Here is a 15,211-nt window from a genome sequence, read left to right on the forward strand (position 1 = left end):
TCTTCAATACCAAAATATACTGGAGTTGAAGTAATATCATTTGTTTCGTCAACATCTGAATTAGAGAAATCTTTAACTTGTTTATTGCTTTCAGCAGCGCGACGTTGAAGTTCAGCCATTTCGTCAGGAGTGAATTGACGAGTCGCATCGAATGAAGCGGCATCGTTTGAATCTGGAATATGTTCATCCAGCACTTTTTCAACAACTTCTTTAAAGGCAACATCTGAGTTTTGCAGATAAATAGCTGTTGGTTGCAACAATTCCTCCCACTCTGGAGCACTTGCTAAGCTAAGTTGACCTTCAACTGCAGCCAAAAGACGTTGGTGAAAAACACGACTTTGACGTTTAAGCTCTTCAGTTTCAATAGCAACACGTTTTGCTTCATCTGTAGCATCACGAAGAATTTCAGATGCCTTAGATTTAGCTTCTTCGATCAAGCGTGTCGCATTAAAGTTGGCTTTGTTAATCAAGTTAGCTGATTCATCTGCTGCTGAAGCTTTAACTTTTTCAGCTGTTTCTTGAGCCAAGATAACTGACTGGCTCAATGATTCTTTCATTTCATCAAAATAAGCCAATTTTTCTTCAAGCTCTTTTACACGAGTAGTAAGTTCACGATTGTCACGAACTAAATCTTCATAATCATCTATGATAATATCAAGAAATTCATCTACTTCTTGTTCATTGTATCCACGAAATTTAGTGGTAAACTGTTTATCTTTAATATCAAGTGCTGTGATTGCCATTACAGGCCTCCTTTATTTTTTACCATTTCTTCAAGTTCTTTTACATGAGCAACAAGTTCACGATTTCAATGAACTAAATCTTCATAACCATCTACAATAATATCGAGAAAATCATCTACTTCTTGTTCATTATATCCACAAAATTTAGTTGTAAACTATTTTTCGATAATATCAAGAACTATAATTGTCATTACAGATCTCCTCAAGTTTCATTAGCATCTCTGATGCTTTTAAATTAAATACCTACTTTTGTCGTCTTAGAAGACTGTCGATGACGACCTTGGCTTTTCCTGATTTAGAAATTCCTTCTTGTTGCCCTAGACGAAATCGGCCAAAACCTCTAACTGAAATCATATCACCAATAGATATTATCTGATCAGATTTCTCAATTTGCCTATAATTAAGTTTGATTTTGCCTGAAGCAATTAGCTTTAAAGCATTTGAACGCGATGTTTTTAATACTGTAGATAACACATTATCAAGACGCATACTAGAAAGCAAGACAAAAGATTGAGAATATTTTTCTTGATTGGAAATCCAATTATCTTTACTTACTTCTCTAAGCGTAACCGAAACCCTACCGATTTTAGTAATAGTCATTATTGCATAGCTTGCTAGATGAGAAGCAATGTTAAATTGAACTCGGCCTTCTTCATCAAGAATAACATCTCCAAATACTTGACGTTCAAGACCAAGTTGATTAAGCAGTGCGCCTAAAATTTTGGGATGTGTCAATTTATTAAATTGTCTAGCATAAGAAATCTCTAATCGTTTAATTTCAAAGTCATCTTCATCAAGCTCATAATAATCCGGAGCAAGAATCACTCTTCCATACTCTTCGTTATCAAAAGTTGAACTTACAAAGAATTTTAAATTATAGTAATTTGCTAAATCTTTGACAATCTGGATTTCACGAGGATTTAAGAAATCAGTCAAATATGGGCTATACCGATCTTCAACTAATTGACAAAATCCCCTAACCTTTTCTAAAAAAAGACGTTCTTCTAACGAGTAATGTTGTTCAATATTTTTTGCTTCAAACATCAAAATAGGACAACCTTAAGAATACTAAGAGAGAAATTTAACAAAAGTATAATTGCGATAATTGAAAAATCAATACCAGCAAAAACCAAATTCAGCCTACGAAATGGTGCAAGAATTGGCTGAACAATTTGTCTAATAGTCTTCCCAAGAGCTGTATCATAAGCTCCTGGAAACCAAGATAACAAAGCATAGATTACAAGGAGTATCTCTACCAAGTTAACAACACGTGCCCAAATAACATATAGTAATACAAACATGGCTTAACGTCTCTTCATGTCGAAGTCAAAAGTAGATTCTTGATTTCCATGACTCAAACTAATCTCTTCGATGTCAACAACAACGTTGATTGGTGTGAGCAAGTACATGGAAGAACCAACTTTTTGTAAGTTTCCTGTAAGTACCTTGCTAGCACCATCAATAAAATCTAAACAACGACGAGCTTGTGCTTCTAACATATATTGAAAATCAATTAAAACACATTCATTTTCAATCAAAAGTTCTACAATTTCTTGAGCATCTTCATATTTTTTAGGATATTTAATTGCAATAGTAGTTTTAGTTGTATTCATTTGTTGGGATCCCTGATTAACTTGTGATCGACTCAAAGGTAAACTACGAAGGACTTGAGTTTTCTGTACGTCTGATTTGATATGTTGGCGACGAGGAGGGACTGTTTCCTGAGGACGCTCAGGTTTACGTTGCTGTTGAGGTGGTGTCTGCTCAGTTTTCTGTACTTTAACTGGACGTTCTTTAGCAACATCTTCATGATCTGTTACTTCGTCGGCATCAAAATATGAAACAATTTTTTCAATTGCATCTTTTATTGCCATAAGGTTATTCTCCGTTCTCTTTAAAGAATGCACTGCCTATTCTAACAAAGGTTGATCCATTCTGAATAGCCATGTCATAGTCTCGACTCATACCCATGCTTAGTTGATCACAAGGAACATTCTTTAGTTTTTTATCTTGAATTGATTGTCTAAGTTCATTTGTCTCAGCAAAAATCTTATCAAGTTCTTGAGTATTCGCATCAATTGGAGCCATAGTCATTAGCCCTACTATACAAATTTTATCAAGATTTTTAATTTGATTTAGAACAGTGTCAAGTTCTTCAGGTGAAAAACCATGTTTCGACTCCTCACCTGAAACATTAACTTGGAGGAAGCAATTAATGGTATGATCCGCACGCTTTTGAATTTCCTCTGCCAATTTAACAGAATCCAAAGCATGAAAATAATCAACTAAATTAATAACATCCTTTACTTTTCGACGTTGTAGGCTACCAATAAGGTGCCATGTCAAATCATATTTTTTTAACGCCTGATACTTATCTAAAAATTTATCAACACGGTTTTCAGCAATGTGTTTAATTCCCGTTTCAACCAATTCTTCAGCGATTTTACTTGAAACATACTTAGTTACGGCAATTATATTGACTTCTTCGCTAGAGCGATTAGCTTTTTCACATGCTCTCTTCACCGCCTGATAAACATCATTTTTATTTTCTTCTATAGTCATTATTAACGGTTTTTAAAGAATGGTGGTGTCTCCAATTCATCGTCATCTTCAACATCACTTGAGAATGTAGACATAGTCAATTGACTATCAAGTTCACCTGTCTTAGGACGAGAAATATTATCACGTCTCAAGTCCCAGTTTCCAAAAGCTGATTGCTCTTGTTGAGGTGCTGCCACAGTTGGACGAACGCCTGGTTGTGACATTGAATGTGTTTCATTGTAGTCGAAATTCGGTTGACGTTCAAATGAAGCTTGAGAACCTAGACGTTGTTGTTCTTGAGCAACTTGCTGATTAGGAACTGACGATTGTGAAGGAGCTGTAGTCACTTTGCGTGGTTGAGCTTTCATACCAGATACCTTTTCAGCACGCTCTTGACGAACCCCCGTTGCAACAACCGTTACACGAATTTCATCTTTCAAAGTATCATCGATTGATGTACCAAGCCAAATATTAACACCGTTACCAGCAGCTTGACCAACGATTTCAGATGCTTCTTCTGCCTCTGTAAGTGTCATATCAAGGCCACCAGTTACGTTAACGATAACATCTTCTGCACCATCGATAGTTGTTTCAAGAAGCGGTGAATAGATTGCTTTGCGTGCAGCTTCAACAATACGTTCTTCACCAGAACCAATACCAATCCCCATAAGCGCATTGCCTTTATTTGCCATAACTGTTTTCACATCAGCAAAATCGAGGTTGATTAAACCTGGGTTGGTAATAAGGTCTGTAATACCTTGTACCCCTTGGCGTAGGACATTATCTGCTTCACTAAGGGCTTCAAGAAGTGGAGTTTTCTTATCAACGATTTCAAGAAGGTTGTTGTTAGAGATAATAAGAAGAGTATCAACTTGTTCACGCAATTCTTGAATACCTTCAATAGCGAAGGTACTACGCTTATTACCTTCAAATCCAAATGGACGCGTAACCACTGCTACTGTCAATGCACCCAAGCTTTTAGCAATACGTGCAATAACTGGTGCTGCCCCTGTACCAGAACCACCACCCATACCAGCAGTGATAAATACCATATCAGCTCCTGTAAGTGCCTCTGTAAGTGTTTCTTCACTTTCTTCAGCTGCTTTACGACCAACTTCAGGTTGACCTCCAGCACCAAGACCACGAGTCAATTTAGGACCTAATTGGATAACTGTTTCTGCTTTAGAAGAGCTGAGCGCTTGAATATCCGTGTTAGCTGCAATAAATTCAACACCAGAAAGACCTTCTTCAATCATTCGGTTGATGGCATTTCCTCCACCTCCACCGACACCAATAACTTTAATTACCGCACCCTGAACTGATGCGCTATCAAATGAAAAATTCATTTTATTTCCTCGCTTTTACTAGATTCAATTAATCAAACATACTTCCGAAGATTGCACGAACACGATCTCCAAGTTTTTGTTTTTGTTCATGATTTTCTTCATCAACCGGTTGAGGTACCTCGACGGTATTCTCAACTGGAATACGATTTGGTTGTGGGGTCACTCGAGGTGCTGGAGTATGAGTTCTATCAATACTCAAGGTAGGCGCCTCATTGTCGATAGGTTTACGACGAAGATACTCTTCACCACACACAGCTTGCTGAGCAATAATATCAACTTCTGTAAGGAGACCAACATACTCAACAAGACTAATTACATTTGCAAACATTGGATTACGGATACCAACTTGGTTAGGTATATAAAGTTTCACATTTGTCTCAAAAATTTCCTGAGCAACTTCAACTACACCTGGCATGATGGCCGTTCCACCTACAAGGACAATACCACCAGGCAAATCAAGTAGGCGACCTCGCGTCAAGTCTTGTTTAACTCTATCCAAGATATGCTTCACACGAGCCGAGATAATTTCAGCAAGATATTTCTCAGTGATTTCAACAGGTGAATTTTCACCTACAACCTCTACCTGAACAGTTTCAGTTTCACTTGCTTTTTCAATGTCAGCATTACCAAAATTAAACTTAAGCGCTTCTGCAATTTGCATAGATGTTTTTAAGACTTTTGAAATATCCTTGGTGATATATTCGCCACCCTCAGAGTAAATATTGGTAAACTGCAGTTCTTGAGCACGCATGCTTGCAACAGTCGTTTGACCACCACCCATATCAATAACAGTAGCACCAAATTCACGCTCTCCTTCATTCAAGACAGCACGAGTCATTGCAAGAGGAGAGATGATGATATTCTCAACCCGAATACCTGCACGCTCAACTGTCTTACGAATATTGTGAAGAATTGTTGTTGGTCCTGTGTAAATGAGGCCTCTCATCTCAAGACGAATCCCCATCATTCCACGAGGATCATGAATCCCTTGAAAGCCATCAACGATAAATTCTTCAGGAACTAGTGAGATAACCTCACGTTCAGGTGTAATACTCTTAGTCAAGGCTGATCGAACAACACTTTCAACATCTTCATCTTTGATTTCTTTTGATTCACTTGTTACAGGAATCATACCTTGTGTAGGCTCAATTTGAAGAAGATTGGCTGGAAGCCCAACATTCACTTGTTCAATCACAATACCGGCTTTTTCTTCTGCTTGCTCAATAGCTGTTTTGATTGATTTTGCTGCAGCGTCAATATCAACAATGATGCCATCTTTCACACCAGAACTCTTAACATTACTTACTCCGATGACATTCATTGATCCATCAATAAACTCAGCAACAAGAACCTTAATCGAGCTAGTTCCTATATCTAATCCTGTAAAAAAGCCATCTCTAGCCATTCACTCGACCTCTCAATCTTTCCATTCAATATCTTTGTAAACTGTATAAATACAGAATTATTCGGATACTATTGTACCATAAAAAAACGTAAAATGTCAGCATTTTACGTTTTTATTATTCAATATTAGCCTTGACTGGGGGAAGATTGAAGAGTTTTATCTTGATTAACAGTCGGATTTCCTACTCCCTGAACATCTGAATTTTCAGCATTAGCTTCTTTCTCAGTATTTTGTTCAGTTAGTGTCGTTGTTTCCTGACCCTCGTCAGAAATTTCTCTGTCTTCCTTCTTATCTGTCTTGCTTTTATCTTTCTTTTTATCCTTATCAGTTTTTGATGATTCTACTTCAGGAGTTGTTGTATAGAGGCCAACCTCCATATCTACAATACATCCATCAGAAAGCTTACTCTTAATTTTCTCGTAATAAGGTAACTTAGTCGTTAATTGAGAGAGGGGAACGCGAATAGAATTTCCATCATATAACTCAATTGTCAACAAATCTGTAGTTGCTTTTGTAGGCGTTAAATTAATAATTTGAATATTATTCTTGATTTTACTATCAAGTTTATGCAACTCTTTTACTAAATCTTCAATTTTCTTTTCATCATCCGTCTTTAAAGTGATAAATTTATCTGGTAGATTTCCTGTTGAAACAGTCCCTCCAGTCTTACCGCTTTCAAGAATAGAAACATATCCATTTGATGTTTGACGATAAGCCACGATTGGATATTCTTTCACTGCAATATTAAATTGATTTGGAAAACTATAAGTTACCGTAGCCTTTTTAACCCAAACGTTGTTTTTTTCAACAGTTGATGCAATCTCTTCTTGATTGAAAAAAACGTGAGTAATATAATCTGTATCAAGAATACCACTTGCAACTTTCACATCTTCCGGTAGAGCATTTTTTGTTCCTGATACTGTAAGAATCTTTTGCTTAGACCAAGGCGAGATAAAGAAGAGTGAAAATACGATTAAAATCGCAGCTATAAAAATAACAAGCCCCGCAAGATTTCGTTGTGCAATTGGGATATTGCTAGTCGTATTGACTTTTTTTCTTTTTTTCTTCTTGACCTTTTTTTTTACTGGTATTTTGTCCTCCTGAGATGTGGCTTTTTCTGGATGAACGCCTGTTTTGTTAGTCATCTCTCCTGAATCTTTGGTTTCTTGTTTTCTCAAAAATTCTAGATTTCGCTTCTGCCACTCAGTCAGAACTTTTTTTTCTTGTGATTTTTGATCCTTTTTTGCCATGAAATTCCTTTATTTATTTGAAATACTAGTCACTAATAGGTTATAAAAATCATCAGGAGAAGTGATTTCCTCAGATTTAGCCATAGCTTCTTTGTAAGTCTCTGCATGTTCAACAAGTTGTTCGAGCTCGTGTTTTAATGTCTCCCAACTTAATTCCAGTTCCTGCAATTGACGAGCGTAACCCTTTCTTTCAAAATAGTCAGCATTTTCAAGCTGGTCCCCACGGCTAGCTTCTTTTCCTAGAGGAACGATTAAATGAAGTTTTTTCATAGCCAACAATTCAAAAATAGTATTTGAACCACCACGAGTTACAACTAAATCCGCCATATCCATAAGAGGTTGGTACAAATCTGTCACATAATCAACTCTATAAAGATGACGCTCCAGGGTATTTAATGAGGAATCCCCAGATATATTGATGATATTATAGTTCTCAATCAGTTCTGGAGTTTTGCTAATAAAATCATTAAACACCTTTGCACCAGCTGATCCCCCAATAAAAAGGACTGTTTTTAGTTTCTCATCAAACTGTTCTTTAATCTTATCTAGTTGATCTGAATTATCAAACCTTGTCATACCCACCTTAGTAATAGCACCAACATGCCGTGTCTTCACCAAAGTTTTTGATTGTTCAAAAGTCGTAAACATAGTAGTTGCAAACTTGTATGCGATTTTATTGGCTAAGCCCATAGACAAATCAGACTCGTGAACATATACAGGGACTCTTAATAATTTAGACGCGATAACTGGCGGTACAGATACAAATCCGCCTTTTGAAAAGAGTGCTTGGGGACGAATCTTAGCAATAATTGCAATTGACTGTAGAATTCCCCAACCAACTTTAAAGACATCCAACATGTTTTGCCATGAAAAATAACGACGTAGTTTACCTGTAGCGATACTATGGAAGGTTACATCTAGACCAGACTTATCAATTTGTTCGTGTTCAATACCATGTTTATCACCGATATAGTGCACTTCCCATCCATCTTTTAGAAACTTTGGAATTAAGATAAGATTTAAAGTCACATGTCCAACTGTCCCTCCACCAGTAAAAACAATCTTTTTCGATTTTGCCATAGCCTATCCCTTCAATCGCTCAACAGTTGTGATAAATTCATCACCACGCACTTCGAAATTCTTGTACATATCCCAACTCGCGTTAGCAGGACTCAACAAGACAACATCACCTGCACTAGCTTGTTCAAAGGCAATGCGTGTCGCATCAGCCACATCTTTGGCATCCAGATAGGTTACACCAGCTTTGTCTGCAGCACGTTTGACACGAGGAGCTGATTCTCCCAAAATTACCATTTTCTTAAGTCCAGTAATATCAGGAATGAGTTCATCAAATTCATTACCACGGTCCAAACCACCGGCAATCAAAATGACTTTACTATTATCAAAGCCAGAAAGTGCTTTTTGTGTCGCTAAAATATTTGTTGACTTACTATCATTATAGAATTTTACATCATCAATCGTATCAACAAATTGAAGACGGTGTTTAACCCCACCAAAACTTGAGAGAGTTTCTTTAATTGCCTGGTTTGAAACACCTGACAATTTTGCTACAGCAATTGTCGCTAAGGCATTTTCAACATTGTGACTTCCTGGAACTCCAAGTTCATCAGCATGCATTAGCAATTCACCTTTGAAGTAGAGGCCACCATTTTCCAGATAAGCACCATCTACTTTTTCCACAGTTGAGAAGGGAACGACTTGTGCATTTGTTTGCGTAGCCAACTCTTTAGCCAAATCTTGATTAAAGTTTAAAATAATAAAATCGTCTGATGTCATTTCGTTTTGAATATTCCATTTGGCAGCTACGTATTCTTCAAAGCTACCATGATAGTCAATATGCGTCGGCATCAAGTTCGTAATCACAGCAATATGTGGATGGAAACTCTCAATTCCCATTAATTGGAAAGAAGACAACTCCATGACCAAAGTATCCTGATTTGTCACTGATTGCGCTACTTCTGATGCAGGGAAACCAATATTTCCAGACAAGACACCTGACTTTCCACCATGATTTAAAACATCAGCAATCATAGTTGTTGTGGTTGTCTTACCGTTTGAGCCTGTAATACCGATAATTGGTGCTTCAGAGACTAGGTAAGCCAATTCAACTTCAGTCCAAACTGGAATTTCTTTTTCAAGCGCACGAGCTACCATTGGATTATCATACCGAATCCCAGGATTCTTGACCATTAATTCAAAATTTTCATCCAAAAGTTCAAGAGGATGTCCACCACAAACAACCTTAATGCCTTCTTCAAGAAGTGATTGAGCCGATGGGTTTTCCTCAAATGCTTTTCCATCATTAACAGTAACAATAGCTCCTAGCTTAGCCAAAAGACGAGCCGCTGCTTCACCAGATTTAGCCAAACCAAGGACTAAAACTTTTTTATTTTCCAATTGTGTTATTGATTTCATAATTCGTCCATTCTCTCAAATTGTATCATAATCATTTTACCCTTTATCACAAGCTATTTCAAGGAGTAGTATTTTCTAGTTACAGAAAAAAGCCAATCTAACAGATTGACTTTAATATCATGCTACTTATTTTCGCCTTGTTGAGCTTTATCACGATTGGGCTCTGACATGCCAAAAATATCTTTCAAGGTGAAATAACTCAATGTAAACATTCCTACCGTGACAAAGAACTCACCAGGTAAACTGAAGAATTTAATGATTGATAACACTGCTAAAAGCAAGAGCAATGCTAAGGTAGCCATGACAAAGAGAAGATTCATAGTGTTTTTAACCGACTTTGGTGCAATAAAGAAATAGAATGAAGCAATCAATATAGCAACAATCAGATAAAACATCTCTTCTCCTCTCTAAAAATTACTCAGCTTCCGCTGCTTTTTTTCTTACGTTTATTAGCTTTATCACGCTCTGCTTTATTCAAAATTTGTTTACGCAAGCGGATAGATTTAGGTGTTACTTCCATGTATTCATCATCATCCAAGAATTCAAGTGATTCCTCAAGTGTCAATATACGTGGAGTCTTGATAACAGCCGTCTGGTCCTTAGTAGCTGAACGCACGTTTGTCATTTGTTTTGCTGTAGTAATGTTAACACCAAGGTCATTTTCACGAGCATTCTCACCGACAATCATACCTTCATAAACTTCAGTACCTGGGTTAACAAAGATAGTACCACGTTCTTCAATACGCATAATTGAGTAAGTTGTCGCTTTACCTGTATCGATAGAAACGAGAGCACCACGGTGACGTCCGCCAATCTCACCAGGAACAACCGGCAAATATTGATCAAAGGTATGGTTCATAATACCGTAACCACGTGTCATAGACAAGAATTCAGTAGAGAATCCGATAAGTCCACGAGCTGGCACAAGGAAGATAAGGCGTGTTTGGCCGTTACCAACCATTTGCATATCAAGCATGTCACCTTTACGTTCTGAAAGAGCTTGGATGATTGAGCCTTGGTACTCCTCTGGAGTATCAATTTGAACACGTTCAAATGGTTCGCATTTCACTCCATCAATTTCCTTGATGATAACTTCTGGACGTGACACTTGAAGTTCATATCCTTCACGACGCATTGTTTCGATAAGGATTGACAAGTGCAATTCACCACGGCCTGAGACAGTCCATTTATCTGGTGAATCAGTTGGTTCAACACGTAGTGAAACGTCTGTTTGCAACTCAGCCAAAAGACGCTCTTCGACTTTACGTGATGTCACGTGTTTACCTTCGCGACCAGCAAATGGTGAGTTATTCGCCAAGAAAGTCATTTGAAGTGTTGGTTCATCAATACGAAGAACTGGTAATGGTTCAACAGCATCAGTTGGTGTGATTGTTTCACCGACGAAGATATCTTCCATACCCGAGATAGCAATCAAGTCACCAGCCTTGGCTTCTTCAATTTCACGACGCTCCAAGCCAAAGAAACCAAAGAGTTTCGTAACACGGAAGTTTTTAGTTGTTCCATCAAGTTTTGAAAGGGTAACTTGGTCACCAACTTTTACAGTCCCACGGAAGATACGTCCAATACCAATACGTCCAACAAAGTCGTTGTAGTCAAGAAGTGACACTTGGAATTGAAGTGGCTCATCTGAGTTATCTACAGGAGCTGGGATGTGATCTATAATAGTGTCGAAGATTGGAGCCATAGTGTGCTCTTGATCGGCAGGATTATCAGACAATGATGATGTTCCATTAATAGCTGATGCATAAACAACTGGGAATTCCAATTGATCATCATCTGCACCCAGTTCGATGAATAGCTCTAGGACTTCATCAACAACTTCTTCAGGACGAGCTGAGGGTTTATCAATCTTGTTGACAACAACAATTGGTGTCAAATTTTGCTCAAGAGCTTTTTTCAATACAAAACGTGTTTGAGGCATTGTCCCTTCATAAGCATCGACGACAAGAACAACACCATCAACCATTTTCATGATACGTTCAACTTCTCCGCCAAAGTCCGCGTGCCCTGGTGTGTCCATGATATTAATACGAGTACCATTGTAAGCAACAGCTGTATTCTTAGCAAGGATGGTAATACCACGTTCTTTTTCAAGATCGTTTGAGTCCATTGCACGCTCATCAAGTTCCATACGTTCATCAAGGGTGTGTGATTGTTTCAACAATTCATCTACAAGTGTTGTTTTTCCGTGGTCAACGTGGGCAATAATGGCAACGTTACGGATGTCTTCTCTAAGTTTAGTCATCTTTTCCTCTTTATTATTTATTTCAACCTTTCAAGTATACCACATTTTCAATAAAATGGCAGAGATTGGATAATTGTAAACGTTTTTCAACAAAAAAGTGCTACCTTCCCTTATCCGGTTAGGCGCACCTTATCTCATTATTTGTCAATACTATAAGCAAGACTAGCGGCTCCAATGATTCCTGCATCATTTCCAAGCTCCGCTAATTTCACTTTTGTTGTACGGCGAACTTGTGGGAATGCATAACGTGTAAAGTATCCTTCAACACGACTACGCAAGAATTCTCCTGCGGCAGAAACACCACCACCGATAACGACAGAATCTGGGTTAAGAATGTTTGAGATGTTTGCTGTTGCAAGTCCGAGGTATTTAGAGACTTTATCAACAATGCTGTCAGCAAACTTATCACCTTCAGTAGCAGCTACGAGAATATCTTTACTTGTCACAAACTCACCATTGTCTACAGCAGCTTTAATAGAAGAGTTTCCTTCGTATTTTTCTGCCAAATGATGTGCTATACGTACAATACCTGTTGCTGAAGCTACAGTTTCCAGACACCCCTTGTTTCCGCAAGTACACTCAAATCCTGTGTCAGGTTCAACAATAATGTGACCAATTTCCCCACCAGCACCGGCAACACCATGAATTAATTTACCATCAACGATGACACCGCCACCAACACCTGTACCCAATGTTACAAAGACAACATTCCGATTGTTAGCACCAGCACCAACCCAACGTTCACCCAGTGCAGCCACATTAGCATCATTATCAATAGCGAATGGAATACCAAGTTCTTTTTCAATAACAGAGCCAACTTCTTGAGTTTCTGCCCAGTTCAAGTTAAAGGCACCCGTTACTGTTTTATTTTCTCGGTCAACTGCACCTGGAGATCCCATACCAATTCCAATAAAATCTTCAGCAGTAAGTCCATACAATTCCAAACGGTGTTTCAAAGATTCTACAATGTCAGGAACAATGTGGCTACCATTTTCAAACGTATTTGTTCCAATAGCCCATTTTTCTTGAACTTCACCATCTGCATTCAAAATACCAAACTTAACAGTTGTTCCACCAAGGTCAATACCTAAGAGTTTCTTACTCATTTTCCTTCTCCATTTCAATCTGATGTTCACGTCGTAAAATCATTTCAGCAATAAGATAGTTTTCCTTGTCTATCAAAGCATTCTTATAAAGCGCTTCCAGTTCAATCTTCATCATCTCGATATCATAGAGCCTTTTACCCAAGTAAACTACTACCCCAAACTGCTTCAACAACTGTTGAACGTCATATAATGTTTTCATAGAAATATTTTAGCAAAAAGCTCAAGGCATGACAAGATAATTTTGAAAACCTTTATAGATTATTATGTACCTAGACAAAAAGCCAAGTCTATTTGACTTAGGCTCTTATCTATTGACAATTCGGACAAACGCCATGCAAAATCATTTGCTCACGAGTGATGCGAAATCCTGTTTGCGATTCTACCTCTTCTTTGAAAGACGGAATCGGTAAATATAAATCAGTAATTTGACCACATTTTTCACAAACAATGTTTAAGTGGTCATGCCCCATAAAATCATAATATGTTGTATTATCATTATTAACCTTAATTTCAGAGACAATTCCCTCTTCGACTAACACTTTCAAGTTGTTATAGACCGTTGCTAAACTCATACCTGGATTATCAGGGAGAAGGTCATAATATATCACATCAGCACTAGGATGTTGATCAGACGTCATCAAATAGCGGATAACAGCTTTGCGGGATTCGGTTAATCGAATCCCTTTAGCTTTTAACTGATTCAAGATATCTTCGTAAACACCTAGACTATGTCGATGATCAGACATATCGCCACCTCTCTTCTTCTAAAAGAATTTTGTATCTATTATACACTTTTAAAGGAACTCTTGACAATCATCTTAACTCAAAATTTGATTATTTCAAGCCTGGTGCTTGTCCAAGTTCTGCAGTCAACATCCAGATCGTCTTATCAATTTCTGATTTTGCATCCGTAAAGATATCATTTGAAGGAACATCTCCTTCTTCATCTGTGATATCCAAGCCAACTTGGAACAAGACAGACAAGTATTTGTATATATCAACCAATAGCTGAATTCGATCAGACATTGGTTGATCAAATGTACCAGTAGTTTCAGTCAAACCTGAATTAGATGAAAACTCTACCAAAGTTGAGTATGGTTCACCACCAATGGTAATCAAACGCTCACTAATCTTATCAAGATGGGAATTCAAACTATCCATTAATTCATCCATTTTTGGGTGAAGATAAAGGAAACCAGGACCACGCATATACCAATGAACTTGATGCACAATAGAAGCTGCTACAGACAAATCGGCAACCGCTTGATTTAATACTGCTTTGGTTTTTGTGTTTGTTGGTGTCTCTGCTTGATGGTTAACTGTTTCCTTGATTGTTTCTTTAATTGAATCTGTCATATTCTTTCTCCTTATTTAGAACCATTATTGTTTATGTCTATATTTTAAAATATTTATAAATAAAATACAAGTAAAACGCTTTTTCTGTCTTTTTTCGAATAGTTAGGTATGCTTAGTATTTTATATTTTTTTCTTGGTACCTCTTTAGGCTCGTTTATTGGATTGATTTGTGATCGTTTTCCTGAGAAGTCGATTATTTTTCCTAGAAGCCATTGCAATCAGTGTGGGCATCCGTTACGTTTTTTCGAAATGATTCCGATCCTATCACAACTTTTCTTAAGGTTCAAATGTCGGTTATGTCAAAGCTCTATCCCATACCGTTATCTCTTCTTGGAATTGTTTTGTGGAGGAATACTTCTTCTTTATTTCTATAACTACCTAGATTTTGGAAGAACCTATTTGCTTTTTTTCAGTCTTTGTCTAACTATTTTTGATTTAAAAAATAAATCATATCCCCTTCTAATTTGGATTCTTGGAACACTACCTCTCCTATGTTTGGGAAACCACTACCTCACTTTTAGCTTAGGAATAAGTTTAGCCGTTCTGTCATATATCAAACGTTTAAATATTGGTGAAGGTGATTTTCTCTATTTGGCCAGTGTCTCCCTCATTTTCCCATTTTCCAAAATACTAATAGCTATTGAACTAGCTTGCTCATTTGGGCTTATGTACTTCCTAGTACGTAAAAACCCTAATGAAACAGTCGCTTTTGTCCCATTTCTCTTTATTAGTGTTCTAATTCTTACCTTCATGTAATAGTAT

At 37.4% G+C, this 15,211-nt stretch carries 15 protein-coding genes and 4 pseudogenes; 1 reads left to right on the forward strand and 18 read right to left on the reverse strand.

Going from position 1 to position 15,211, the window contains the following annotated elements:
• Positions 1-68 precede the first annotated feature (68 nt).
• The 18 genes and pseudogenes from NST05_RS07230 to NST05_RS07310 form a co-directional block, all read right to left on the reverse strand.
• Positions 69-743, reverse strand: a pseudogene (locus NST05_RS07230) (DivIVA domain-containing protein); the annotation flags it as partial.
• A 65-nt stretch (positions 744-808) separates the two neighbouring features.
• Positions 809-889: pseudogene (locus NST05_RS11090) on the reverse strand (DivIVA domain-containing protein); the annotation flags it as partial.
• Positions 890-986: 97 nt separating this feature from the next.
• Positions 987-1,787: a YlmH family RNA-binding protein gene (locus tag NST05_RS07240; protein WP_084828718.1), complete on the reverse strand. Its 801-nt coding sequence runs from the start codon at positions 1,785-1,787 to the stop codon at positions 987-989.
• The gene (locus NST05_RS07245; protein WP_011681006.1) at positions 1,787-2,044 is read right to left on the reverse strand and encodes a YggT family protein; all 258 of its coding nucleotides are present in this window, start codon (positions 2,042-2,044) and stop codon (positions 1,787-1,789) included. The genes NST05_RS07240 and NST05_RS07245 overlap by 1 nt, the downstream gene beginning before the upstream one ends.
• 3 nt (positions 2,045-2,047) lie before the next feature.
• Positions 2,048-2,617, reverse strand: coding sequence for a cell division protein SepF (locus tag NST05_RS07250; protein ID WP_011681005.1), 570 nt, complete (start codon positions 2,615-2,617; stop codon positions 2,048-2,050).
• A gap of 4 nt (positions 2,618-2,621) precedes the next feature.
• Positions 2,622-3,305 carry a YggS family pyridoxal phosphate-dependent enzyme gene (locus NST05_RS07255; protein WP_100262408.1) on the reverse strand — a complete coding sequence of 228 codons (684 nt, stop codon included), beginning with the start codon at positions 3,303-3,305 and terminating at the stop codon, positions 2,622-2,624.
• A gap of 2 nt (positions 3,306-3,307) precedes the next feature.
• A pseudogene (locus NST05_RS11095) lies at positions 3,308-3,466 on the reverse strand (cell division protein FtsZ); the annotation flags it as partial.
• Positions 3,467-3,624: 158 nt separating this feature from the next.
• Positions 3,625-4,630 (reverse strand): annotated as a pseudogene (gene ftsZ / locus NST05_RS07260) (cell division protein FtsZ); the annotation flags it as partial.
• 28 nt (positions 4,631-4,658) lie between these two features.
• Positions 4,659-6,035 carry a cell division protein FtsA gene (gene ftsA / locus NST05_RS07265; RefSeq protein WP_116920190.1) on the reverse strand — a complete coding sequence of 459 codons (1,377 nt, stop codon included), beginning with the start codon at positions 6,033-6,035 and terminating at the stop codon, positions 4,659-4,661.
• 125 nt (positions 6,036-6,160) lie between these two features.
• A complete protein-coding gene (locus tag NST05_RS07270; RefSeq protein ID WP_179972866.1) occupies positions 6,161-7,285 on the reverse strand; it encodes a cell division protein FtsQ/DivIB in 1,125 nt (374 codons plus the stop codon).
• Positions 7,286-7,294: 9 nt separating this feature from the next.
• On the reverse strand, positions 7,295-8,365 hold the full coding sequence (locus tag NST05_RS07275) for a UDP-N-acetylglucosamine--N-acetylmuramyl-(pentapeptide) pyrophosphoryl-undecaprenol N-acetylglucosamine transferase (RefSeq protein WP_340725842.1): 1,071 nt from the start codon (positions 8,363-8,365) through the stop codon (positions 7,295-7,297).
• Between the two features lie 3 nt (positions 8,366-8,368).
• A complete protein-coding gene (gene murD / locus NST05_RS07280; RefSeq protein WP_011225774.1) occupies positions 8,369-9,721 on the reverse strand; it encodes a UDP-N-acetylmuramoyl-L-alanine--D-glutamate ligase in 1,353 nt (450 codons plus the stop codon).
• Positions 9,722-9,843: 122 nt separating this feature from the next.
• Complete coding sequence (locus tag NST05_RS07285; RefSeq protein WP_002950398.1) at positions 9,844-10,116, reverse strand: DUF3165 family protein; 273 nt, start codon at positions 10,114-10,116, stop codon at positions 9,844-9,846.
• A gap of 23 nt (positions 10,117-10,139) precedes the next feature.
• Entirely contained in the window at positions 10,140-11,987 is a 1,848-nt protein-coding gene (gene typA / locus NST05_RS07290) for a translational GTPase TypA (protein ID WP_100262405.1), read from the reverse strand.
• Positions 11,988-12,124: 137 nt separating this feature from the next.
• Positions 12,125-13,093, reverse strand: a complete 969-nt coding sequence (locus NST05_RS07295) for an ROK family glucokinase (protein WP_084825911.1) — start codon at positions 13,091-13,093, stop codon at positions 12,125-12,127.
• Positions 13,086-13,292 (reverse strand): YqgQ family protein, encoded by a 207-nt coding sequence (locus NST05_RS07300; RefSeq protein ID WP_022096801.1) that lies wholly within the window; start codon positions 13,290-13,292, stop codon positions 13,086-13,088. Before NST05_RS07300 ends, NST05_RS07295 begins: the two co-directional genes overlap by 8 nt.
• Positions 13,293-13,401: 109 nt before the next feature.
• A complete protein-coding gene (locus NST05_RS07305; protein WP_100262404.1) occupies positions 13,402-13,839 on the reverse strand; it encodes a Fur family transcriptional regulator in 438 nt (145 codons plus the stop codon).
• Positions 13,840-13,927: 88 nt separating this feature from the next.
• A complete protein-coding gene (locus NST05_RS07310; protein ID WP_011680999.1) occupies positions 13,928-14,449 on the reverse strand; it encodes a Dps family protein in 522 nt (173 codons plus the stop codon).
• A gap of 108 nt (positions 14,450-14,557) precedes the next feature.
• Here NST05_RS07310 and NST05_RS07315 point away from each other — a divergent pair, with 108 nt between their 5' ends.
• Positions 14,558-15,205 carry a prepilin peptidase gene (locus NST05_RS07315; RefSeq protein WP_014608171.1) on the forward strand — a complete coding sequence of 216 codons (648 nt, stop codon included), beginning with the start codon at positions 14,558-14,560 and terminating at the stop codon, positions 15,203-15,205.
• The last annotated feature ends 6 nt before the right edge of the window (positions 15,206-15,211 follow it).

Origin of the sequence: Streptococcus sp. FSL E2-3494, from assembly GCF_038007085.1 — a bacterium.
Taxonomy (GTDB): Bacteria; Bacillota; Bacilli; order Lactobacillales; family Streptococcaceae; genus Streptococcus; species Streptococcus thermophilus.